A 22184-nucleotide genomic window follows, 5' to 3' on the forward strand; every position below is an offset into this window, starting at 1 on the left:
CCCGGACAATCTTCAGCTATTATGATTCATATCAAAGTTTCAGAAATTACTGAAAATTGAGAAAATCATGAATACACCACCTCTGGTGCAGGCCTTCGTGCTGCACTTCGGCGAGATGGGCAGCCGCTGGGGCATCAACCGCACCGTCGGCCAGATCTACGCCTTGCTGTACGTATCGGAAAAACCGCTGAACGCCGACGAGATCGGCGAGGCGATAGGCTGTTCCCGCTCCAACGTCAGCATGGGGCTGAAGGAGTTGCAGTCGTGGCGCCTGGTCAGGCTGCAGCACTTCCCCGGCGACCGGCGCGAATACTTCTCCACCCCGGAAGACGTGTGGCTGATCTTCAAGACCCTGGCCGAGGAGCGCAAGAAGCGCGAGGTGGAGCCGACGCTGACCATGCTGCGCGGCGCCATCATGGAAAGCCCGGCCAGCGAGGCGGAGCAGCACGCGCAGGCCAGGATGAAGGAGATGTACCAGCTGATCGAATTGGTCACAACCTGGTTCTCCGACATCCAGCACATGGACGTGGAAACGCTGCAGCGGCTGATGAAGTTGGGCTCGCAGGTGCAGAAGGTGCTGCAGTTCACCCAATCGCTGTCCAGGCTGGGCAGCCGTGATCACGACCGGGAGCACATGGAATGATGACCGAAATCGACCCCGTCACGCTGGCGCGCATCCAGTTCGCCACCAATATCAGTTTTCACATCCTGTTTCCCACCATCAATATCGCGATGGCCTGGGTGTTGCTGTTCTTCAAGGTGCGCTTCCGTCAGACCGGCGAGCAGGGCTGGATGGACGCCTACGCCTTCTGGGTGAAGATCTTCGCGCTGTCGTTCGCGCTGGGGGTGGTGTCCGGCGTCACCATGAGCTTCCAGTTCGGCACCAATTGGCCCGGCTATATGCAGACGGTGGGCAATATCGCCGGCCCCTTGCTGGCCTATGAAATCCTGACCGCCTTCTTCCTGGAGGCCGGCTTCCTCGGCATCATGCTGTTCGGCCGCTCGCGGGTGCCGGAGAAGGTGCACACGCTGGCTACGCTGTTGGTGGCGGGCGGCAACACGCTGTCGGCATTCTGGATCATCGCTCTCAATTCCTGGATGCAGACGCCCGCCGGCTTCGTGATGCGCGACGGCCGCGCCCACGTGGTGGACTGGCTGCAGGTGATATTCAACCCGTCCATGCCTTACCGCCTCACCCACATGCTGATCGCGTCCGGGCTGACCGTGGCGTTTTTGATCGCCGGGCTGTCGGCCTACCGCTACCTGAGGGGCGAGCGCGGCCGCGGCGTGATGCTGGCGCTCAAAAGCGGGGTGTTCCTGGCGGCGCTGCTGATTCCGCTGCAGATGTTCGTCGGCGACATGCACGGCCTGAACACCCTCAAGCACCAGCCTGCCAAGCTGGCGGCGATAGAGGGCATCTGGCATACCGAGAAGAACGTGCCGCTGTTGCTGTTCGCGCTGCCCAACGGCGAAACCCGCAGCAACGACTACGCCGTCGCCGTGCCGGAGCTAGGCAGCCTGATCCTCACCCACAAGTGGGGCGGCGAGATCAAGGGCTTGAACGAGTTCGAGCAGCATCCGCCGGTGGCCAAGGTGTTCTGGAGCTTCCGCGTGATGGTGGGCATGGGCATGCTGATGTTGCTGGCTTCGTGGCTGGCGGCCTGGCAGCTGAAGAGGCGCGGCGAATTGGCCAAGCCGCTGGCGTGGCTGCTGGTAGGCATGACCTTCGCCGGCTGGATCGCCACGCTGGCCGGCTGGTTCGTCACCGAGATCGGCCGCCAGCCCTGGCTGGTGACCGGGGTGCTGACCACCGCCCAGGCGGCCGGCAAGGCCACCGCGCCGATGCTGTTCACCTCGCTGGGCACCTATCTCGCGCTGTACGCGCTGCTGCTCTTGGCCTATATCTCGGTATTGTTCCACCTGGCGCGCAAGGCCGGGGAGCATGACGCGGCGGGCGAAACCCAACTGAAGGAGAAACTGGCATGAGCGAGGCATACTACCTGCCGGCGATCTTCGCCGGACTGATGGCGCTGTCCATGCTGGTGTACGTGGTGCTGGACGGTTTCGACCTGGGAGTCGGCATTCTGCTGCCGCTGGCGAAGAACGAAGAGAAAGACTTGATGATCGCGTCGATCGGCCCGTTCTGGGACGCCAACGAAACCTGGCTGGTGCTGGGCGCCGGCCTGTTGTTGGTGGCCTTTCCCATCGCCCACGGCGTGGTGTTCGGCGCGCTTTATCTGCCGGTGCTGGCGATGCTGGTGGGGCTGATTCTGCGCGGCGTGGCCTTCGACTTCCGCGTCAAGGCGCAAGACCCGCACAAGCCGTGGTGGAACGCGGCCTTCGCCGGCGGCTCGCTGCTGGCGGCGCTGGCGCAGGGCGTGATGCTAGGCCGCTATCTCACCGGCTTTGCCGACAGCTCCACCTCCTGGGTGTTCGCGCTGGTGGTAGGCGTCGGCCTGGCGCTGGCCTATGCGCTGCTGGGCGCCTGCTGGCTGGTGATGAAGGCCCATGGCCAATTGCAGGCCAAGGCCATCGTCTGGGCCGAGTACGCGCTGTATGGGGCCGGGCTGGCCGTGCTGGCGGTCTCGGTGGTGACGCCGCTGGCCAATCCAGCCATCGCCGCCAAGTGGTTCGCGCTGCCGCAGTTCCTGCTGCTGCTGCCGCTGCCGCTGGGCTCGCTGGCCCTGTTCGCGCTGCTGGTGATCAGTCTGCCCAGGCTGGCGCGGCGCCAGGCCGCCGGCAACGACAGCTTCTGCTGGCTGCCGTTCGCCGCCAGCGTCGGCATCGTGCTGCTGTCGTTCTGGGGGCTGACTTACAGTGTGTTCCCGGAAGTGGTGCTGGGCAAGATGACCATCTGGCAGGCGGCGGCCGATCCGGAGGCCTTGTGGATAATCCTGTGGGGCGCTGTGGTGGTGCTGCCATGCATCATCGGCTACACCGCCTTCGCCTACCGGGTGTTCTGGGGCAAGGCCGACAAGCTTAGCTATCAATAGTCTGACAATCCGTTTGCCGGAAAATGGCGCGCCTGATGGCGTGCCATTTTTTCATGGCAGCCATGATGATTCGTGCATAAAGACGCTTGCCGTAAATATATTGACATATTAATGTAACGTTCTCGTCATTTCATGCGGCCACAATCCGCCGCTTGATGCCCTGCCGCACCCACGATAAAACGGAGAAACCGATGAGCGTTGCCCTGAGCCGTTCCGCCCGCCGCGCCCAAGCCCTGGCCCCCCTGTTGCTGACGCTGGCGCTGCCGGCCCATGCCCTCACCGAAATCCAGTTCTGGCATTCGATGGACGGCGCGTTGGGCGACCGCGTCAACGCCATCGCCGCCCAGTTCAACGCTTCGCAGAAAGATTACAAGGTGGTGACGGTGTACAAGGGCCAGTACGACGAGTCGCTGGCCGCCGCCATCGCCGCCTACCGCAGCGGCAACGCGCCAGCCATCGTCCAGGTGTTCGAGGTGGGTACCGCCACCATGATTCAGGCGAAAAAGGCGGTCAAGCCGGTATACCAGGTGATGGCCGACGCCGGCGAGAAGCTGGACGAGAAGGCCTTCATTCCGGCGGTGGCCAGCTATTACGCCGACGCCAGGACCGGCCGCCTGTTGTCCTTGCCGTTCAACAGCTCCACGCCGGTGCTGTACTACAACAAGGACGCGTTCAAGAAAGCCGGCCTGCCTGACGCGCCGCCCAAGACCTGGCCGGAGCTGGCCGCCGCCGCCGCCAAGCTCAAGGCTTCCGGCATGCGTTGCGGCTACAGCACCGGCTGGCAGGGATGGGTGCAGCTGGAAAGCTTCAGCGCCTGGCACAGCCTGCCGTTCGCCAGCCTGGACAATGGCTTTGGCGGCAGCAAGGCGACGCTGGAATTCAACAACCCCATCCAGGTCAAGCACATCGAATTCCTGGCCAGGATGGCCAAAGACGGCACTTTCAGCTACGCCGGCCGCAAGGATGAGGCCACGCTGAAGTTCTACAGCGGCGAGTGCGGCATCATGACCGGCAGCTCCGGCTCGCTGGCCAATATCCGCCAGAACGCCAAGTTCGCCTTCGGCATGGGCATGATGCCCTACGACCCGGCGGTGAAGGGCGCGCCGCAGAACGCGCTGATCGGCGGCGCCAGCCTGTGGGTGATGGCAGGCAAGAGCCCGGCGGAATACAAGGGCGTGGCCAGGTTCTTCACGATGCTGACCAGCCCGGCGGTGATGGCCAAGTGGCACCAGGACACCGGCTATCTGCCGGTGGTGACCTCGGCTTACGACCTATCCCGCAAGCAGGGCTTCTACGACAAGAACCCGGGCGCCGACATCGCCACCCGCCAGATGTTGAACAAGCCGCCCAAGTCCTATACCCGCGGCCTGCGCCTGGGCTATATGCCGCAGATCCGCACCGTGATGGACGAGGAGCTGGAAGACGTGTGGACCGGCAAGAAAACCGCCAAGACGGCGCTGGACAACGCGGTGCTGCGCGGCAACGACCTGCTGCGCCGCTTCGAGAAGACGGCCAACTGATTCCGATCCAGAACGGGCGCGCCGCGCAGGCCGCCCGTTGTTCCTGACGAGTCTCGCAGATGCAAAACCGCACCCATTTTCCCCAGCGCTGGCTGGGGCTGGCGCTGATGGCCCCGCAGCTGGCCATCACCGTCGTGTTCTTCCTGTGGCCGGCGCTGGAGGCCTTGTGGCAGTCGGCGCAGCAGCAGGACCCGTTCGGCCTGTCCAGCGAGTTTGTCGGCCTGGCCAATTTCAGCCAGCTGTTCCGCGATCCGCTGTATCTGGGCACTTTTGAAACCACGCTGCTGTTCAGCGCGCTGGTCACCATCATCGGCATGGGCAGCGCGCTGCTGCTGGCGGTGATGGCCAACCAGATCACGCGCGGCCGCCGCGCCTACCAGACCATCCTGATCGCGCCTTACGCCATCGCGCCTTCGGTGGTGGCGGTGCTGTGGCTGTTCCTGTTCAATCCCAGCCTGGGCTGGATCAGCTATCTGCTGCGCGGAGTCGGCTACGAGTGGAACCACGCGCTCAACGGCGGCCAGGCCCTGCTGCTGGTGGTGCTGGCCTCGGCCTGGAAGCAGATCAGCTACAACTTCCTGTTCTTCTACGCCGGCCTGCAGGCGATTCCTGCGTCGCTGATCGAGGCGGCGGCGATAGACGGCGCCGGCCCGGTCCGGCGTTTCCGCGACCTGGTGTTTCCGCTGTTGTCGCCCACCAGCTTCTTCCTGCTGGTGGTCAATCTGGTGTACGCCTTCTTCGACACGTTCGCGGTGATAGACGCGGCCACCGGCGGCGGCCCGGGCAAGTCCACCGAGACCATGATCCTCAAGGTGTATCTGGAAGGCTTCAAGGGCCTGGACCTGGGCAGCTCCGCCGCGCAGTCGGTGGTGCTGATGCTCATCGTCGGCGCGCTGACGCTGGTGCAGTTCCGTTATGTGGAAAGAAAGGTGCAGTACTGATGGTAGAAAACCGCAAGGGGCTGGATCTGTTCTGCCACGCCATGCTGATCGCCGGCGCGCTGGTGGTGGCCTTTCCTTTATATCTGATGCTGATCGCCGCCACCCAGAGCGCCGATCAGGTGACGCAGGTGCCGCTGTCGCTGCTGCCGGGCAGCCGGCTGTGGGAAAACCTGAACACCGTGCTGTGGTCCGGCAGCGGCGGGCTGGCGGTGCCGCTGGCGCGCACGCTGTGGAACAGCCTGTTGATGGCGCTGTTGATCGCGGCGGGCAAGATCTCCATCTCGCTGCTGTCGGCCTACGCCATCGTCTATTTCCGCTTCCCGCTGCGCAGCGTCGGCTTCGCGCTGATCTTCGCCACGCTGATGCTGCCGGTGGAAGTGCGCATCTTCCCGACGGTGGAGGTGGTGACCAAGATGGGGCTGATCAACAGCTACACCGGCCTGACGCTGCCCCTGATCGCTTCCGCCACCGCCACCTTCCTGCTGCGGCAATTTTTCATGACGCTGCCCAAGGAGCTGGTGGAGGCGGCGCGGGTGGACGGCGCTGGACCGATCCGCTTCCTGATCGACATCGTGCTGCCCTTGTCGCGCACCAATATCGCGGCGCTGTTCGTGATCACCTTCATCTACGGCTGGAATCAGTACCTGTGGCCGCTGTTGGTCAGCCACGACCCGGCGATGTCCACCGCGGTGATCGCGATCAAGGGCATGCTGGGCGAGGGCGCCACCCAGTGGCATCTGGTGATGGCGGCGTCCCTGTTGACGCTGCTGCCGCCGCTGGCGGTGGTGATAGGCATGCAGCGCTGGTTCGTCAAGGGCCTGGTGGACAACGAAAAATGAGAGGGGCTGCCAGATGGCGCAATTGAAACTGTCCAATATCCGCAAGCGCTATCCCGGCGCCGACAAGCGGGTGCTGGAGGAGATATCGGTAGACATCGCCGACGGCGAGTTCGTGGTGATAGTCGGTCCGTCCGGCTGCGGCAAGTCCACCTTGCTCAGGATGGTGGCGGGGCTGGAAAGCATAGAAGAAGGCGAGATCCGCATCGGCGCCAAGCTGGTCAACCAACTGGAGCCCAAGGATCGCGACATCGCGATGGTGTTCCAGAACTACGCGCTGTATCCGCATATGACGGTGGCGGAAAACATGGGTTACGCGCTGAAGCTGCGCGGCCTGTCCAAGACCGATATCCTGGAGCGGGTCCGCAAGGTGGCGGCGGTGCTGGAGCTGGAGCAGCTGCTCGCGCGCAAGCCGCGCGAATTGTCCGGCGGCCAGCGCCAGCGCGTGGCGATGGGCCGAGCCATCGTGCGCGAGCCGGCGGTGTTCCTGTTCGACGAGCCGCTGTCCAATCTGGACGCCAAACTGCGCGGCCAGATGCGGCTGGAGATCCAGCGCCTGCACCGGCGCCTGGCCACCACCAGCCTCTACGTCACCCATGACCAGGTGGAGGCGATGACGCTGGCCGACCGGGTGATCGTGCTGAACAAGGGCCATATCGAGCAGATAGGCGCGCCGGACGAGATCTACGACCGGCCGGCGTCGACTTTCGTCGCCAGCTTCATGGGCTCGCCCGGCATGAATCTGTTCGATGGCGAGGTGGATGGGCAGGGCGAGCGGGTCGCGCTGGACGGCGGCGTCAGCCTGACGCTGCCGCAGCCGCGCAGAGACCTCGCTGGCCGCAAGTTGCGCGTCGGCATCCGCCCCGAACACCTGCAGGCCGGCGGCGGCCAGACGCTCAGCCTCAGGGTGGATACGATGGAAATGCTAGGCGCCGACAATTACGTCTACGGTCTGATGGCCGGCCAGAACGTGGTGGCGCGGCTCGCCCATGGCCAGCGCCCCGAGCCGGGCAGCCGGCTGGAGCTATCGGTGCAGGCCGGCGCGCTGCACCTGTTTGACGCCCAAACCCAACGGAGAATTGAACATGCCGCAGCACAAGCAGCCCTGGCCGTATCCTGAAGTCGTCGCCCACCGCGGCGGCGGCACGCTGGCGCCGGAGAACACCATCGCCGGCTTCCGCGAAGGCGTCCGTTACGGCTACCGCGCGGCGGAGTGCGACGTGAAATTGTCGGCGGACAATGTCTGTTTCTTGCTGCACGACGACACTGTGGACCGCACCAGCAACGGCAAGGCCCCGGCCGCCGGCATGTCCATGGCCCAGCTGTCGCAGCTGGATGCCGGCCGGTGGAAGGGCGCGGCCTTCGCTGGCGAGGCGCTGCCGACGCTGAGCAATGTCGCCGGCTACTGCCTGGCGCAGAACATGCTGCTGAATATCGAGATCAAGCCCTGCCCGGGACGATTCGAGGAAACCGGCCGCCTGGTGGCGCTGGAGGCCGCCCGCCTATGGGCAGGCGCGGCGGTGCCGCCCTTGCTGTCGTCGTTTGAAATCGACGCCTTGCGCGCGGCGAAGGCCGCCGCGCCGGCATTGCCGCGCGCCTTCCTGTGTGAGGATATCCCCGGAAACTGGCGCGACATCCTGGCGGAGCTGGACTGCGTTGCGCTGCATTGCGACCACCACGCGCTGACGGCGGAATTGGCGCGCGAGGTCAAGCAGGCCGGCTACCAGCTCTTGTGCTACACGGTGAACGATCCCGCCGACGCCCGGCGCCTGCTGGCCTGGGGCGTGGACAGCCTATGCACCGACCGGCTGGACTTGTTGCCGGCGCGGCGCTGAGCGCCGGCTATTGCGGCCAGCGCTGCAGAATGGCCTGCAGCCCGCCGTTCTGCTGCAGCTTCTTCAGCGCGGCCTCGAACTGCCGCGCGCGCGGATCGCCCTTGGCGAAGGCCACGTAGCGCGGCATCTCCACCAGCGGCTTGGACAGCACCCGCACCTGGTTTGCCGCCTGCAACTGCTGGAGGAAATACAGCAGCTGCACCTTGTCGCCGACGATCACGTCCACTCGGCCGGCCAATAGCATGGTCACCAGCTGGCGCGGCGAGGTGGCGTGCAGATCGCGCGCGAGGTCGGCCTTGTCGAAGTCGGTGTCGTAGCCGTAGCCGTGCACCTGACCGATCAGATAAGGTTTGAGATCGTATAGGCCGCGCCAGTAGCGCAACGAGCTCTGAGCCAGGGTGATGAACACGGTTTGCCCCTTGCGCAGCGGTCCCACCAAATCGTATTGGGCGCGGCGTTCGGCGGTGCCAGTGAAGACGAAGCCGGCGTCGGCGTCTTTCAGCGTCAGCTGCAGCTTCACTCTTTCCCACGGCAGCAGGTTGATGCGGAACGGCACGCCGGTTTCCCGCATCACCGCGCTCACCAGTTCCACGTCCAGCCCCTGCGGCGTGCGGCCGTCCTGGTCCAGATAGCTGTACGGTTCGAAACTGGCGTCGGCCACCAGCCGCCACGACGGTTCGCCCGCCAGGCAGGCCATGCACCACAACGCCGTCATCCAATAGCCGATCGTTTTCATCCGCCTTGTCGCCCCCGTTGCCGATGATGCGTTGGCTCCCAGCTTAGCGCCGGCGCAGTAGCAATTGAATCACTCTGAAGCATAAATGAGGTTTCGCTTTAATTCGCCTGTATTCGACCGTTGTCTTGAAATGGGCGGTGTCGGGGCGAGAAGCGCCGCCGAGAAGAGCGCGTGTTGCGGGATGGTTTCACATTGCCATTCGCATGCCTTGTCCGGCCGGGCCTGGCAAAAGCCAGTCGGCGCCGGTCTTGCGTCGCCTTATATAGCGCTGGCGCCGGGCAATGAATTTTGTTTTTAGCGAGGGAGAGTTTTGATGAATTGCCAGCAATCGCTTTCTTTTGCTAGATTCGACCCAATCGCCGCCGTTTGCGCGGCAGACATTCGGTAGGGGCCCGCACCGAATCCCGTGTTGGTTCTCACGGCATCGTTACCATCCCGGCGTCAGACCGGGACTGTTCCAACCTTCCCATCCCACGTTCCGGCGGCAAGCGCCGCCGGCGGGGGATGCTTTCGCTCAGACGTCCAAGGAGAACCATGGAGTTGTTTCATTCTTTGATCAATGCGGTCAACGACGTGCTGTGGGGCAAGATCCTGATTGCCCTGCTGCTGCTGGTCGGCCTGTATTTCACGCTGCGTTCCGGCCTGTTGCAGCTGCGGCTGTTTTCCCGCGGCTGGCAGGAGATGGTGGGCGGCCGCGGCGGCCACCGCAGCCGGGACGACATCTCGCCGTTCCAGGCCTTCGCCACCGGCCTCGCCAGTCGGGTGGGCACCGGCAATATCGCCGGGGTGGCCATCGCCATCGCCGCCGGCGGTCCCGGCGCGGTCTTCTGGATGTGGCTGACCGCCTTGCTCGGCATGTCCAGCGCCTTCGTCGAATCGACGCTGGCGCAGCTGTTCAAGACCAGCCACCACGACAGCACCTTCCGCGGCGGCCCGGCTTACTACATCCAGAAAGGCCTGGGCCAGCGCTGGTTGGGCGTGTTGTTCGCCCTCTGTCTGATCCTGGCCTTCGGCCTGGTGTTCAACGCGGTGCAAGCCAACTCCATCGTCGCTGCCACCCAGGGCGCCTGGGGCTGGCAGCCGTGGGCGGTGGGCCTGGCGCTGGTGGCGTTGACCGCGCCGGTGATCTTCGGTGGCGTGCGCGCCGTGGCGCGGGTGGCGGAATGGCTGGTGCCGGTGATGGCGCTGATCTACCTGCTGATGGCCCTCTACGTGCTGGCCATCCACGCGGCCGAGCTGCCTGGCTTGTTCATGCTGATCGTCAAGAGCGCGCTGGGCCTGGAGCAGGCGGCAGGCGGCGTGGCCGGCTACGCGGTGAGCCAGGCGATGATGCTGGGCATCAAGCGCGGCCTGTTCTCCAACGAGGCCGGCATGGGGTCGGCGCCCAATGCCGCCGCCACCGCCACTTCGCGTCATCCGGCCAGCCAGGGCGCGATCCAGATGTTCGGTGTGTTCATCGACACCATGGTGATCTGCACCGCCACCGCCGCCATCATCCTGCTGACCGGCGTGCACGACCAGGGGCTGAGCGGGGTGGCGCTGACGCAGAAGGCGATAGAGTCGCAGTTCGGGCCGATAGGCGTTTCCTTTCTGGCGGTGGCGATGTTCCTGTTCGCCTTCTCCTCCATCCTGGGCAACTACGCCTACGCCGAGGGCAATGTCGAATTCATCCGCAACAGCAAGAAGGCGCTGTTGGCCTTCCGGCTGGTGGTGCTGGCGATGGTGCTGTTCGGCGCGCTGGCCAGCCTGCCGCTGGTGTGGGACATGGCCGACCTGGCGATGGGTATGATGGCGCTGATCAACTTGGCGGCCATCCTGTTGTTGTCGCGCTTCTTCTTCGTGGTGCTGGGCGATTATCAGCGCCAGCTGAAGGCGGGCGTGGCGGCGCCGGAATTCAAGGTGGAGGGGTATCCCGAGCTGGCGGCCAAGGTGGAGAAGGGGATTTGGTAGCCAGGGGGTGCTTGTTGGCTTGTAGACACCCATGAATATTGTTCACTGAGCGTGTGGGCAACTGAGCTTGGTTTGGTCGCCATCCTCTTCCCCTTCGGCGCGTGCCGATAAAATAGCCTGGAGCCAGGGGATATAAGCCGCCGCATGTTCGACGCCGAAGGCTAGTTCGGCGGCTACTGGCTCCAGGCTGTTTTGTCGGGGTTTCCCGCGCCGCAGCGGCCGCCTAGGGTTGCAAGGAAACTGGCGGCGCAGTTCCCTTGCCCGTCCGGCGGGCGGAACCGTCATCAAAACAATCTTCCGCGTAGCGGAATCCACTGCTTTTCCCGCGTTGGGTGAGCCATGCCGTCGGCTTCGTTTTACGTGAGCGGCATGGCCTTTAGGCTTTCCTTTACACCGTAAACCGGCTCGCCAGCCCCATCAGCCGCTGTGAAATCGCCTGCAACTCGCCTGCGGTCTGGGCGCTGGCCTTGACCTCGCTGGCGTTCTGCTCCGACATCCGCGACACCTGCTCCACATTCTGCGCCAGCACCTGGCTGGCGCTGCTCTGCTCTTGCAAGGACACCATGATCTGGTTGATGCTGCCCAGCACATCGTCCACGCAATGGCGTATCCCCGCCATGCTGGAGCCGGCGTCGCGGCTGCGCTGCAGGCCGTCCATGATGGCCTGCATGCCCACCTGCATGCTCTCGCTGCCTTTTTGCGCGGTGCTCTGGATCCTGGCGACGATATTGCTGATCTCGGTGGTGGACAGCGCGGTGCGTTCGGCCAGCTTGCGCACCTCGTCGGCCACCACCGCGAAGCCGCGGCCCATCTCGCCGGCGCGCGCCGCCTCTATCGCCGCGTTGAGCGCCAGCAGATTGGTCTGGTCGGCCACGTCGCGGATCACGTCGACGATGCTGACGATAGACTCCGACTGCCGGCTCAGATCGCTGATGGTTTCCGATACCGAGGATACGTCGCGCACGATGCCGTCCATGCTGGTGGTGGTGGCGCTGATCACCTTGTCGCCGGCGGTGGATTGCACCACCGCGGTGCGCGACAGTTGATTGGCGTGTTCGGACTGCTCGGCGCTCACCGTCAGGCTGGCGCTCAGTTGCTCGATGGCGGCGGCCATGCTGAAGGCGGCCTCGTTCTGCAGGGTGCTGCTGGTGGTGATGCTGCGCGCGCTTTGCGCCATCTGGGCCGCCGCGTTGTTCACCTCGTTGGAGGTATCCAGCAGTTGGGCGACGGTTTCGCGCAACTGGTCGCGCATCTGGCGTATCGATGCCAGCAGGCTCTGACTATCCTGCCTGCGCAGCTGGATTTGAGTGTCCAGCCGGCCGGCGGCCAGTTGTTCCACCACTTGCTGCACGTAGAACGGCTCTCCGCCCAGTTGCAGGGTGATGGACAGATAGAGTTGCTGGAACAGGAAGATGGCCAGCAGCATGGCGGCGATGCCTATGCCGATGTAGGTGTTGCGCTGCCAAGCGGTGCGGTCTATCCGCGCTTGCAGCAGCTGATCCAGTTGCTTGAGTTCCAGCGCGATGTAGTCGGCGATGGCGGGGGCGTTTTCCGCGGTGTGGCCGGCCACTTTCAGGCCGCCGGCGCCGCTTTTGCCGGCGACGGCGTCGAACAGCGCGGCGCTCTGGCTTTTCAGGATGGCGGCAAGCTTGTCGGCCTGGGCGCTGAGGCCGGTTTTCAGGCTGGCGTTGTAGGCGATGGCCTTGCCGACGTCGCTGCCCAAGCCGTCGCCGGCCTCCGCGATCAGCGGGCGCAATTCCACCAGGCGGTCGCGCTGCGCCGGCGTCAGCGCCTGGTTGGCTTCGGCCAGCGCGGCGATGGCGTTGGCTTCGCCCAGATGGATGAGCACGCTGGTCAGCTTGGTGGTGGCGGCGTCCATCAGATAGTAGGTGTCGATGTCCGGGTCCAGCGTCAGGTTGGAGTTGTCGCTGATCACGCCGATCAGATTGTTCAGCTGGTCGTTGAGCGCGCCGTAGCCGGCGATCAGTTGCGCCGGCGTGGCCGATCCCAGCGCCTGCAGCTTGTCCCAGCTCGCCGCGGCGCCCTTCCAGGCATCGCCGCTGGCCAGGTCGGCGCCCAGTTGTTCATTGACGGTTTTCAGCGCCTGCCACCGCGCCTGCAACTGCGATGCGCCGGCGGCCAGCGCGTTCTTGGCCTGTCCGTCGCCGAGCGCCGCGTGCACCGCCAAGTCCTGCTGCTGCTGGACCGCGGCCAGAAGGCCGGCCAGCGGCTGCATGTAAACCACGCCCACTCTTTCCTTGGTGGTGGAGTCGATATTGTCCTGGTTGCTGTGATACAGGCCGTACACCAGATAGAGCAGGGCCGCGGCGAAAACCAGGCCTATCAGGGCGAAGCGCTGGGGATAGCTCAGGCGTTGCATCAGCCTGACGATGGGGGTGGACATGCAACGGCTCCTTCGAATCAACCATGACTACAACGTTCTGGTTCCAGACATGCGAACGGGGGTTTCTCGCTGTTCACTGTATAAGTGAATTTGCTTAGCGCAAAGCGGAATTCTTGCAGTTTGCGTTAAGCCGTCTTGTGCGAGTGGAGTGTATGCGGTGGAGCGGGGCAAGACGCCGCCGCCGGCAATTCGGGCGGCGGCAATGGTCAGATGGTTTGCGAATAGCGGGCGTGGGTCTTGCGCTCGCGCAGGTGGCGGTCGAAGACCATGGCGATGTTGCGGATCAGGAAGCGCCCTTTGGGCTCCACCATCAGGAAGTCGCCGTCGAAGGACAACAGGCCCTGTTGCTGGAAATCGCGGATCTGTGGCATTTCCGCCGCAAAATACTGGGCGAAATCGATGCCGTGGATCTCTTCGATCGCTTCGACAGACAACGAAAAGCGGCACATCAGCCCCTGGATGATGGTGCGGCGCAGCACGTCGTCGTTGTCCAGCGTCAGTCCGCGCACCACCGGCAGCCGCCTCTGGTCCAGCGCGGCGTAATAACCCTCCAGTGTCTTGTCGTTCTGGCTGTAACAGGAGCCGACCTTGCCGATGGACGATACGCCGAAGCCCAGCATGTCGCAGTCGGCATGGGTGGAGTAACCCTGGAAGTTGCGTTGCAGCCGGCCCTGGCGCAGCGCCACCGCCAGTTCGTCGTCCGGTTTGGCGAAGTGGTCCATGCCGATGAAGACGTAGCCGGCGTCGCTCAGCATCTGCACCGCGTTCTGCAGGATGTCCAGCTTGGCGCCAGCGCTGGGCAGATCGGCCTCATGGATGCGCCGCTGCGGCATGAACACCGTCGGCAGGTGGGCGTAGTTGTACAGCGCAAGCCGGTCCGGATCGAGGGCGATGGCCTTTTCCAGCGTGCGCAGCATGGAGCCGCGGCTTTGCAGCGGCAGGCCGTAGATCAGGTCCAGGCTGACCGATTTCATACCGGCCTCGCGCCCGGCCTCGATCACCTCCCGGGTTTCCTGCTCGCTTTGCACGCGGTTGACCGCCAGCTGCACGGCCGGGTCGAAATCCTGCACGCCGACGCTGATCCGGTTGAAGCCATATTCTGCCAAACTGAACATGGTTTCTCGTTTTACCTTGCGCGGATCGATCTCGATGGAATATTCTCCGTCGCTCAGAAACTCGAAGTGCTCGCCTAGCATGGCCATCAGCCGTTTCAGCTGCGGGTCGGACAGGAAGGTGGGCGTGCCGCCGCCAAAGTGCAGCTGTATCACTTTTTCCCGACAGCCCAGTTGTTCCGCCACCAAGCGGATCTCCTTCTCCAGGTAGTCTAGGTACTGGTCGGCCTTGCCCTTGTTTTTGGTGATGATCTTGTTACAGGCGCAGTAATAACAAACTGTGTTGCAAAATGGTATATGAGCGTACAATGATAAAGGTTTGCGGTTGGCGCCAATCCGGCGCTGCTGCAGCCTGTGCTGGTAGTCATGTGCTGAGAAGCCCGGCGTAAAGCGATCCGCAGTCGGGTATGACGTGTATCTTGGACCCGATCCATCCAGGCGTTCGATCAGTGCTCTGTCGAACTCGAAATGGGCGGGGGAAAACGGATGGGTGGTTTTCATGTCGTATTCGGATGGTAAAACTTCTGGTGGACTGGTAAATTTGCGCAAAACCTGCGAATTCCGCATTGACGAGGGTCAAGCTTCACCAGCTTGCAGCAAACACAGCATGTCTGAACAAAACCATACAGCTCTACACACACTGAAAATATCCTGCTCCAGCTGCAGCCTGCGCGAGCTGTGCCTGCCGGTCGGACTCAACCGCGAGGAGATGAGCCAGCTGGATACGGTGATCCGCCAGAGCCGCCGCCTGAAGCGCGGCGAATACTTGTTCCGCAGCGGCGAGGGCTTCAAGTCGCTGTACGCGGTGCGCACCGGTTTCTTCAAGACCTGCGTCGCCAGCCAGGACGGCCGTGAGCAGGTGACCGGCTTTTTGATGTCGGGCGAGTTGATGGGGCTGGACGGCATCTCCACCAACAACCACAGCTGCGACGCCATCGCGCTGGAGGACAGCGAGGTGTGCGAGCTGCCGTTCGGCCGCATGGAGTCGCTGAGCCGCGACATCCCCAGCCTGCAGCACCATTTCTACCGGCTGATGAGCCGCGAGATCGTGCGCGACCAGAACGTGATGCTGCTGCTGGGCAATATGAAGGCGGAAGAGCGCATCGCCGCCTTCCTGCTGAATCTGTCGCAGCGGCTGTCGACCCGCGGCTTCGCCGCCAACGATTTCATCCTGCGCATGAGCCGCGAGGAAATCGGCAGCTTCCTGGGGCTGAAGCTGGAAACGGTCAGCCGCACGCTGTCCAAGTTCCAGCAGCAGGGCTGGATCACCGTCGACCACAAGCATATCCAGCTGGTGAAGGTGGAGGATCTGAAAAACCTGATCGCCGGCTGCATTCACGCCAGCGGCCACTGAGCCGGGCGTATCACCGCAATGAAAAGGCAGGCCATCAGGCCTGCCTTTTTTCATGGCTGCGGCAGATTGCTTTGCAGCTCCGCCAGCCGCGCGGGGTCGGGCCAGCCGTCGGGGGTGACGAAGCCGCGCGCCACTTCCTGCCACAAGCCGCCGGCGGCGGGCTGCAGCTCCGCCACCAGCTGCGGCGCCTGGCTGGCCTGCAGCCGCGCACGAAGGGCCGCCTGCTGCTGGATGTCGCCTTCGTCCAGCAGCGCCGGCGCCAGCCAGGACAGGCGCGGCAGCCAGGCCCAGCGCGAGCCTGGCTGCGCTTGCGGCCAATCCTGTTCCAGCGGCGCGTACCAGCCGCGCAATTGCCCGCGGGCCAGCAGGGGTGGTAGCGGCCGGCCGGCGGCGTAAAAGAACCAGCCGGTCAGGCGCGCGCCTATCCGGCAGTCGGCGAAACCATCGGGCAATAGCGCTGCGGCGGCTGGATGGCGGCTCAGTTGCAGCTGTGTGGCGAGTTTGGTCGCCTTCAGCCGCCAGGCATCGCGCAGGCTGGGGCCGATCAGCGAAGCGGGATCGTCGTCCAGCTGCAGATAGAATTTGCTGGTGGTTTCCAGATGCCAGGGCTCGCCGTCCAGCCACAGCAGGAAGTCGAACTCGCCCAGCGTGCGGCGCGTGCTGTTGATGACGTTGAGGTTTTCAGCGGCAATCCGTATGTGTGGCGACCATCTGAACCAGAAAGAAAATAGTCTTTCTGCATATTTTCCCAGCTTGTTGCCGCGGGCGAAGGCCAGCCAGGCCAGCAAGGGCGCCGGCTGCTGGTCCAGTTGGCGCAGCAGCGCGCCGCCGTCCGGACCCAGCAGCCGTTCCGGCGGCAGATCGGCGCCGCACAGCCAGGGGGAGGGGGAGGTCAGCAAAAAGGCGAGATCGCGCACCGCCGGGTGCGCGTAGGGCAGGAAGAAATCCGGCTCAGTCTTCATCCCGTTTCAGGCTGCCGTCGGCAGCGCGCTGCACCTGCTTGAAGAAGCCGCGCAGGATGTCGATTTCGTCGCGCAGCAGCCCCGAGCGGTTGAACAGGGTGCGCATGCGGCGCATCAGCCGCTCGCTGTTGCGGCGGCGGAAATAGCCGATCTCCTCCATCGCCTGCTCCAGGTGGCCGCACAGGCCCTCCACTTCGCCCTGGGTGGCGGCTTCACCGTCGGCGCGCAGGTATTCCACGCCGACGCCGGTATGGCTGAACAGCTCGTAGGTCATCACCTGAACCGCCATCGCCAGGTTCAGCGAGAAGTAGTCCGGATTGCCAGGGATGGTGACCAGGCGGTTGCACTGCTCCACTTCCTCTATCGATAGGCCGAAGGTTTCGTTGCCGAACACCAGCGCCACCAGCTCGCCGTCGCGCGCGCGCGCCACCAGTTCCGGCGTGGTTTCGCGCGGGGTGGACAGCGGGGTGGTCAGCTCGCGGCGGCGGCTGGTCAGCGCGCAGGCCACGGTGACGTCGGACAGCGCCTCAGACAGCGAGGACACCACGGTGGCGCGCTCCAGCACATCCACCGCGCCGGAGGCCAGCGCGTTGGCTTCGTCGCTGGGAAACACCTTGGGTTCCACCAGATAGAGGCGGGTCAGCCCCATGGTTTTCATCGCGCGCGCGGCCGAGCCGATGTTGCCCGGATGGCTGGGCCTGGCCAGCACGATGCGGATGTTTTTCAGAAAATCAGGTACTTGGGGTTTATTCATTGGCGGTTTCACATTAAAATAGCGGGCATATATCAAAAGCCCGCGCCCAGGCGTCGGGTTTTTTTGTTCCTTAACCCAGATTGTTACCAGCAGGCGTCGCGTGATCGAACGCCGCGCCTGCCTATTGTTCAAGTGTAGAGGCCGTCAATGCATCCGATGCTCAATGTCGCGGTAAAAGCCGCTCGCCGTGCTGGCAGTGTTATCCAGCGCGCGTCGCTCAACCTCGATACCATTCGCGTAGAGAAGAAGAAACACAACGACTTCGTTACCGAGGTGGACCGCGCAGCCGAAGAGGCTATCATCCACACCATCCTCGAGGCCTACCCGAAACACGCGATTCTAGCAGAAGAGTCGGGCGCCAAAGGCGTCGGTTCCTCCGAATACGAGTGGATCATCGACCCCATCGACGGCACCACCAACTTCCTGCACGGCCACCAGCAGTACGCGATCTCCATCGCGCTGGCGCACAGGGGCCAGGTGCAGCAGGCGGTAGTCTACGATCCAAGCCGCAACGATCTGTTCACCGCCTCGCGCGGCGTGGGTTCCTTCCTCAACGACCGCCGCATCCGCGTTTCCAAGCGCTTCATGATGAACGAGTGCGTGATCTCCACCGGCTTCCCGGTGTCCGACCAGAGCTATCTCGATCAATACATGGGCATGCTGAAGGACGTGATCGCCAAGACCGCCGGCGTGCGCCGCGAAGGCGCCGCGGCGCTGGACCTGTGCAATGTGGCCTGCGGCCGCGTTGAGGGCTTCTTCGAACTGAACCTGAAGCCGTGGGACATCGCTGCCGGCAGCCTGATCGTGCAGGAGGCGGGCGGCATCGTCACCGACTTCACCGGCGAGCAAGGCTGGCTGGAATCCGGCGACATCGTCGCCGCCAGCCCGAAAGTGCTGGCCCAGCTGTTGCACATCCTGACCCCGCACGTCGCCAAGTAATCGCAAGCAATCAAGCCTTTCATCAGAAAAACGGCAAGCTCAGGCTTGCCGTTTTTTCATTGGCGCGCGGAACCGTTGCCAGCGGCCGCGCTCTAGGCTTCAATATACCTGTGTGGGGTATCTATGGAGTCTGAGATGCAACGTCGTCAAGTGATGCAATGGGGGGCTGCGCTGGCCCTGACTTCCTGGCTGGGCCGGCCGGCGCTGGCCGCGTCCTCCGATGCCGGACACGGTGGGTCGCAACTGGCCGGCGGCATGCCCGATCCGGCCGGCCTGGGTTTGGGACGCGGTGCATCCCTGCCGGCCTTGAGGCGGCTGCCGCTGGAGCTGAAGAACGGCGCGCTGCAAGGCTGCCTGACCGCCGCGCCGCTGAACCTGCCTTTGCTGCCCGGCAAGGCCGCCACCGCTTTCTGGGCCTACAACGACAGCGTGCCGGGGCCGGCGATCGAGCTGTACGAGGGCGAGTCGCTCAGCCTGCGTTTCGACAACCGCCTGCCGCAAGCGACCACTGTGCATTGGCACGGCCTGCCGATTCCGGCCGACCAGGACGGCAATCCGCACGACGCGGTGCCCGCCGGCCAGGGCCGCGACTACCATTTCACTTTGCCGCCTGATTCCGCCGGCAGCTACTGGTATCACCCGCACCCGCATGGCCACACCGCCGAGCAGGTGTATCGCGGCCTGGCCGGAGTGTTCGTGGTGCGGCGCCGCGATGATCCGCTGGCCCATCTGCCCGAGCAGTGGCTGCTGCTGTCTGACCTGAAGCTGGACGATGGCGGGCAGATCGCCGGTAGCAGCGACGCCGACCTTATGGACGGCAGGGAGGGGCAGTTCGTGCTGGTCAATGGCGCTTGGCGGCCGAAATTGACCCTGGGTATGGGCGAGCGCCAGCGCTGGCGCGTCTGGAACGCCACCAGCGCTCGGGTGCTGCGGTTGGCGCTGCCGGCGCATGAGGTGCATCTTGTCGGAACCGATGGCGGTTTGATCGCCAGCCCGCGCCCGCTGGACAGCCTGTTGCTGCCGCCGGGCGCGCGCGCCGAACTGGTGGTGACCGGACGCTTCGCGGTCGGCAAGCCGGCCGGCCTGCTGGCCTTGCCTTATGCGCGCGGCAAGATGATGGGGCTGGAGCAGGAGAGCGCCTTGCCGCTGTTGGCGCTGGAGCGCGGGGCGGATGCCGTCGCCGCGCCCTTGCCAGCCAGGCTGCGCCGCATCGAGGCGCTGGGGTTGCCGCAGGTGAAGCGCCGGGTGGTGTTCAGCGAGGACATGGCCAATCCGGCGGCGATGTTCCTGATCAACGGCAAGATTTTCGATATGGACCGGGTGGACTTCGTCGGCAAGGCCGGGCAGGTGGAGGAATGGGAAGTGGACAACCAGGCCGATATGGACCACCCCTTCCACCTGCACGGCACCCAGTTCCAGGTGGTGGCGCGCCACGACGGTAGGGGCTGGCGGGACGAGCCCTATCTCGCCTGGCGCGACGTGGTCAATGTGCCGCCGGAACAGAAGGTGAGGCTGCGTTTCCGCCAGGAGATGGCGGGGGCGCGCATGTTCCACTGCCACATCCTGGAACACGAGGACGCCGGCATGATGGGCGTGTTGGATGTCAGAGCCTAGTCCGGGCACGCTGCCGCCGGATGCGCGATAATGCCGATATTGATAATCCAGGACAAGCCATGACCGATACCCGCCACCCACACGATGATTGCTGTCACGAGCCGCCGGCCGGCGAGCGCACGGTGGTGCAGCCGGGCAAGGCGGCGCTGCTCAAACGGCTGGCGCGCATAGAGGGCCAGGTGCGCGGCATCAGCGGCATGATAGATTCCGACCGCTATTGCGTCGACGTGCTGACCCAGGTGGCGGCGGTGAAGTCGGCGATGGACGCGGTGGCGCTGCAATTGCTGGAAAATCATATGAAGGGCTGCGTGGCGCGCGCGTTGCAGCAGGGCGACGCCACCGGCATGGTGACCGAGCTGATAGACGTGGTGAAGAAGGTGCGCTAAAGAGTAGGCTATGCCGGCTTGGCAGCGTGTCGAATATCGTCAATTGAATGCGCGGCAGCAGGAAAACTACAATTTTCAGAAGTTGGCGGCTGTGCTAGCTGATTATGGCTTCAACTGCCTGCGCCTGACGGATGACTGGCAAGGAGCCGACTTCATCGCCTGCCATGTCGATGGCCGCACTGTCCTCAAAGTGCAACTGAAGGGGCGTATGGCTTTCGATCGCAAGTATTGTGGCAAGAGCATCCATATTGCTTTCCGAGACCAAGAGCGGTTCTATCTTTATCCACACGATCAGCTGTCGGTTGAGTTGCAGGATGCGGGCATATTGCAGGCACCGATTCTTGGGAGAGAAAAGGGCGATATCACTTCCCTTTTTTGTCCAAGGATATTCGCAGTAGGCTGGAAAAGTTTCGCATCTGACCATGCATTAGGTTCAGGAGAAAGCGAATGACCACGCGATTCGTTGTATTGATCTTGTTGCTAGTGGCCGGCGTCGCACACGCCGAACCGATCCCGTTTGAAACCTTCATCAAGCTGCACAATGGCATGCTGGAGGCGGAGCTGGTGTCCACCGCCGGCAGGCCCGACTATGGCAGCGACAGCAATCAGGGCGGCGTGGCCAGCGGCATCGCCACCGTTTCCACCACTCGCCAGCTGTCCTGGCTGGCGAACGGCAATATTCCCTACACCACCATCGTCACGCTGCGTGACGGCGTGGTGGTGAACATCAAGCGCAGCAAGAAGTTGTAAAATCGCCGCGTTTTGCCGGCTCGGCGCGGCGAAGTCGCTGAAAAATCGCGCTTAAAGTTTGCCTGGCCGCGGCAAAGTGCGTAGAATGCTGCGGTTTACTACCTTGCCTTTTGCAATCGCATGGCAAAAGGCTACGAATAGCCAAAAGGAGTTCACATGCGCCATTACGAAATCGTGTTCATCGTGCACCCGGACCAGTCCGAACAGGTCCCGGCCATGATCGAACGCTACAAGGGTATGGTTCTGGCCGCTGAAGGCAAGATCCATCGTCTGGAAGATTGGGGCCGTCGTCAACTGGCTTACCCGATCCAGAAGCTGCACAAGGCTCACTACGTTCTGATGAACGTCGAGTGCCAGCCGGAAGCCCTGGCCGAGATCGAGCACGCCTTCAAGTTCAACGACGCTGTTCTGCGTCACCTCACCATCAAGATGGACCGCGCTATCAGCGATGCATCCCCGATGATGAAGGACGAAAAGGCCAAAAACCTGCTGGATTCCCAGCAGCCGGCAGCCGAGGCCGAAGCTTCTGCCTAATCGGCAGAGGTAGCGGACTTGCAGAACCGTCTGGTACTGACCGTCACGGTTGAGCGCGAGGATGCTTTGAGGTACACGCCCGCCGGCTTGCCGGTAGTGGAAATGTGGCTCAAGCATCAGTCTAGACAGACAGCTGGCGGATTCGAACGCGATGTGGCCTGCGATATACAGGCCGTGTGGATAGGCGACGACGCCCGGAAACATTCCGGGAAACTGGCGGGACAGGTGATCAACGTCACCGGATTTCTCGGTCAGCGCAGTCTGCGCAATCCACGGTTGGTACTCAATATCGAATATGTTGAATTTGTAAAAGGTTAGTCAAAATGGCTCGTCAACTCTTCAAGCGCAAGAAGTTCTGCCGCTTCACGGCGGAAGGCATCAAGGAAATCGACTACAAATCCGTTGATCTCCTGAAAGATTTCATCGCCGAAAACGGCAAAATCATCCCGGCTCGTATCACCGGTACCAAGGCTCGCTACCAGCGTCAGCTGACCACCGCTATCAAGCGTGCTCGCTTCCTGGCTTTCCTGCCGTACACCGACCAGCACTAAGACCGGGAAAGGA

General features: G+C 63.6%; 23 protein-coding genes. 18 read left to right on the forward strand and 5 right to left on the reverse strand.

Going from position 1 to position 22184, the window contains the following annotated elements; genetic code table 11:
- Window positions 1-67: 67 nt before the first annotated feature.
- The 8 genes from BI347_RS05380 to ugpQ all read left to right on the forward strand — a co-directional run bounded on the left by BI347_RS05380 (window position 68) and on the right by ugpQ (window position 8125).
- Window positions 68-643 (forward strand): GbsR/MarR family transcriptional regulator, encoded by a 576-nt coding sequence (locus BI347_RS05380; protein ID WP_071113643.1) that lies wholly within the window; start codon window positions 68-70, stop codon window positions 641-643.
- A complete protein-coding gene (locus BI347_RS05385; protein WP_071115460.1) occupies window positions 640-1986 on the forward strand; it encodes a cytochrome ubiquinol oxidase subunit I in 1347 nt (448 codons plus the stop codon). Before BI347_RS05380 ends, BI347_RS05385 begins: the two co-directional genes overlap by 4 nt.
- Window positions 1983-2993, forward strand: coding sequence for a cytochrome d ubiquinol oxidase subunit II (locus BI347_RS05390; protein WP_071115461.1), 1011 nt, complete (start codon window positions 1983-1985; stop codon window positions 2991-2993). The genes BI347_RS05385 and BI347_RS05390 overlap by 4 nt, the downstream gene beginning before the upstream one ends.
- Window positions 2994-3184: 191 nt before the next feature.
- A complete protein-coding gene (gene ugpB / locus BI347_RS05395) occupies window positions 3185-4513 on the forward strand; it encodes a sn-glycerol-3-phosphate ABC transporter substrate-binding protein UgpB (RefSeq protein ID WP_083338711.1) in 1329 nt (442 codons plus the stop codon).
- Window positions 4514-4572: 59 nt separating this feature from the next.
- Window positions 4573-5454 (forward strand): sn-glycerol-3-phosphate ABC transporter permease UgpA, encoded by an 882-nt coding sequence (ugpA, locus tag BI347_RS05400; RefSeq protein WP_071113646.1) that lies wholly within the window; start codon window positions 4573-4575, stop codon window positions 5452-5454.
- Window positions 5454-6293 (forward strand): sn-glycerol-3-phosphate ABC transporter permease UgpE, encoded by an 840-nt coding sequence (gene ugpE / locus BI347_RS05405; RefSeq protein ID WP_071115462.1) that lies wholly within the window; start codon window positions 5454-5456, stop codon window positions 6291-6293. The genes ugpA and ugpE overlap by 1 nt, the downstream gene beginning before the upstream one ends.
- Window positions 6294-6306: 13 nt before the next feature.
- On the forward strand, window positions 6307-7410 hold the full coding sequence (locus tag BI347_RS05410; RefSeq protein WP_071113648.1) for a sn-glycerol-3-phosphate import ATP-binding protein UgpC: 1104 nt from the start codon (window positions 6307-6309) through the stop codon (window positions 7408-7410).
- Window positions 7376-8125: a glycerophosphodiester phosphodiesterase gene (gene ugpQ / locus BI347_RS05415; RefSeq protein WP_071113649.1), complete on the forward strand. Its 750-nt coding sequence runs from the start codon at window positions 7376-7378 to the stop codon at window positions 8123-8125. Before BI347_RS05410 ends, ugpQ begins: the two co-directional genes overlap by 35 nt.
- A 7-nt stretch (window positions 8126-8132) precedes the next feature.
- Here the strand turns inward: ugpQ and BI347_RS05420 are convergent, their stop codons facing one another.
- Window positions 8133-8861: a substrate-binding periplasmic protein gene (locus BI347_RS05420; RefSeq protein ID WP_083338712.1), complete on the reverse strand. Its 729-nt coding sequence runs from the start codon at window positions 8859-8861 to the stop codon at window positions 8133-8135.
- 534 nt (window positions 8862-9395) lie between these two features.
- On the opposite strand from BI347_RS05420, the gene BI347_RS05425 reads away from it, so the two are divergent.
- Window positions 9396-10811, forward strand: coding sequence for an alanine/glycine:cation symporter family protein (locus BI347_RS05425; RefSeq protein ID WP_071113650.1), 1416 nt, complete (start codon window positions 9396-9398; stop codon window positions 10809-10811).
- A 388-nt stretch (window positions 10812-11199) separates the two neighbouring features.
- Here the strand turns inward: BI347_RS05425 and BI347_RS05430 are convergent, their stop codons facing one another.
- The gene (locus tag BI347_RS05430; protein WP_071113651.1) at window positions 11200-13215 is read right to left on the reverse strand and encodes a methyl-accepting chemotaxis protein; all 2016 of its coding nucleotides are present in this window, start codon (window positions 13213-13215) and stop codon (window positions 11200-11202) included.
- Window positions 13216-13421: 206 nt separating this feature from the next.
- Entirely contained in the window at window positions 13422-14828 is a 1407-nt protein-coding gene (hemN, locus tag BI347_RS05435) for an oxygen-independent coproporphyrinogen III oxidase (protein WP_071115463.1), read from the reverse strand.
- 106 nt (window positions 14829-14934) lie between these two features.
- Between hemN and fnr the strand changes: the two genes are divergently transcribed.
- Window positions 14935-15681 (forward strand): fumarate/nitrate reduction transcriptional regulator Fnr, encoded by a 747-nt coding sequence (gene fnr / locus BI347_RS05440; protein WP_071113653.1) that lies wholly within the window; start codon window positions 14935-14937, stop codon window positions 15679-15681.
- 50 nt (window positions 15682-15731) lie between these two features.
- Here the strand turns inward: fnr and BI347_RS05445 are convergent, their stop codons facing one another.
- Together BI347_RS05445 and BI347_RS05450 are read right to left on the reverse strand one after the other, a co-directional pair.
- Entirely contained in the window at window positions 15732-16643 is a 912-nt protein-coding gene (locus BI347_RS05445) for a DUF1853 family protein (RefSeq protein WP_083338713.1), read from the reverse strand.
- Window positions 16633-17397: an RNA methyltransferase gene (locus BI347_RS05450; protein ID WP_071115464.1), complete on the reverse strand. Its 765-nt coding sequence runs from the start codon at window positions 17395-17397 to the stop codon at window positions 16633-16635. The genes BI347_RS05445 and BI347_RS05450 overlap by 11 nt, the downstream gene beginning before the upstream one ends.
- Before the next feature lie 147 nt (window positions 17398-17544).
- On the opposite strand from BI347_RS05450, the gene BI347_RS05455 reads away from it, so the two are divergent.
- From BI347_RS05455 to rpsR, 8 genes are all read left to right on the forward strand, one after another.
- The gene (locus tag BI347_RS05455) at window positions 17545-18336 is read left to right on the forward strand and encodes an inositol monophosphatase family protein (protein ID WP_071113655.1); all 792 of its coding nucleotides are present in this window, start codon (window positions 17545-17547) and stop codon (window positions 18334-18336) included.
- 135 nt (window positions 18337-18471) lie between these two features.
- Window positions 18472-19950, forward strand: coding sequence for a multicopper oxidase family protein (locus tag BI347_RS05460; protein ID WP_071115465.1), 1479 nt, complete (start codon window positions 18472-18474; stop codon window positions 19948-19950).
- A gap of 59 nt (window positions 19951-20009) precedes the next feature.
- Complete coding sequence (locus BI347_RS05465) at window positions 20010-20336, forward strand: metal-sensitive transcriptional regulator (RefSeq protein WP_071113657.1); 327 nt, start codon at window positions 20010-20012, stop codon at window positions 20334-20336.
- A gap of 10 nt (window positions 20337-20346) precedes the next feature.
- On the forward strand, window positions 20347-20787 hold the full coding sequence (locus BI347_RS23465) for a hypothetical protein (RefSeq protein WP_139167178.1): 441 nt from the start codon (window positions 20347-20349) through the stop codon (window positions 20785-20787).
- Entirely contained in the window at window positions 20784-21086 is a 303-nt protein-coding gene (locus BI347_RS05475) for a hypothetical protein (protein ID WP_071115467.1), read from the forward strand. The genes BI347_RS23465 and BI347_RS05475 overlap by 4 nt, the downstream gene beginning before the upstream one ends.
- A gap of 156 nt (window positions 21087-21242) precedes the next feature.
- Window positions 21243-21620, forward strand: a complete 378-nt coding sequence (rpsF, locus tag BI347_RS05480; protein WP_071113660.1) for a 30S ribosomal protein S6 — start codon at window positions 21243-21245, stop codon at window positions 21618-21620.
- An 18-nt stretch (window positions 21621-21638) separates the two neighbouring features.
- A complete protein-coding gene (gene priB, locus BI347_RS05485; protein WP_021476674.1) occupies window positions 21639-21938 on the forward strand; it encodes a primosomal replication protein N in 300 nt (99 codons plus the stop codon).
- Window positions 21939-21943: 5 nt separating this feature from the next.
- Window positions 21944-22171, forward strand: coding sequence for a 30S ribosomal protein S18 (rpsR, locus tag BI347_RS05490; protein WP_011137185.1), 228 nt, complete (start codon window positions 21944-21946; stop codon window positions 22169-22171).
- Window positions 22172-22184: the final 13 nt, after the last annotated feature.

This window comes from Chromobacterium sphagni (assembly GCF_001855575.1).
In the GTDB taxonomy this organism is placed as follows: Bacteria; Pseudomonadota; Gammaproteobacteria; order Burkholderiales; family Chromobacteriaceae; genus Chromobacterium; species Chromobacterium sphagni.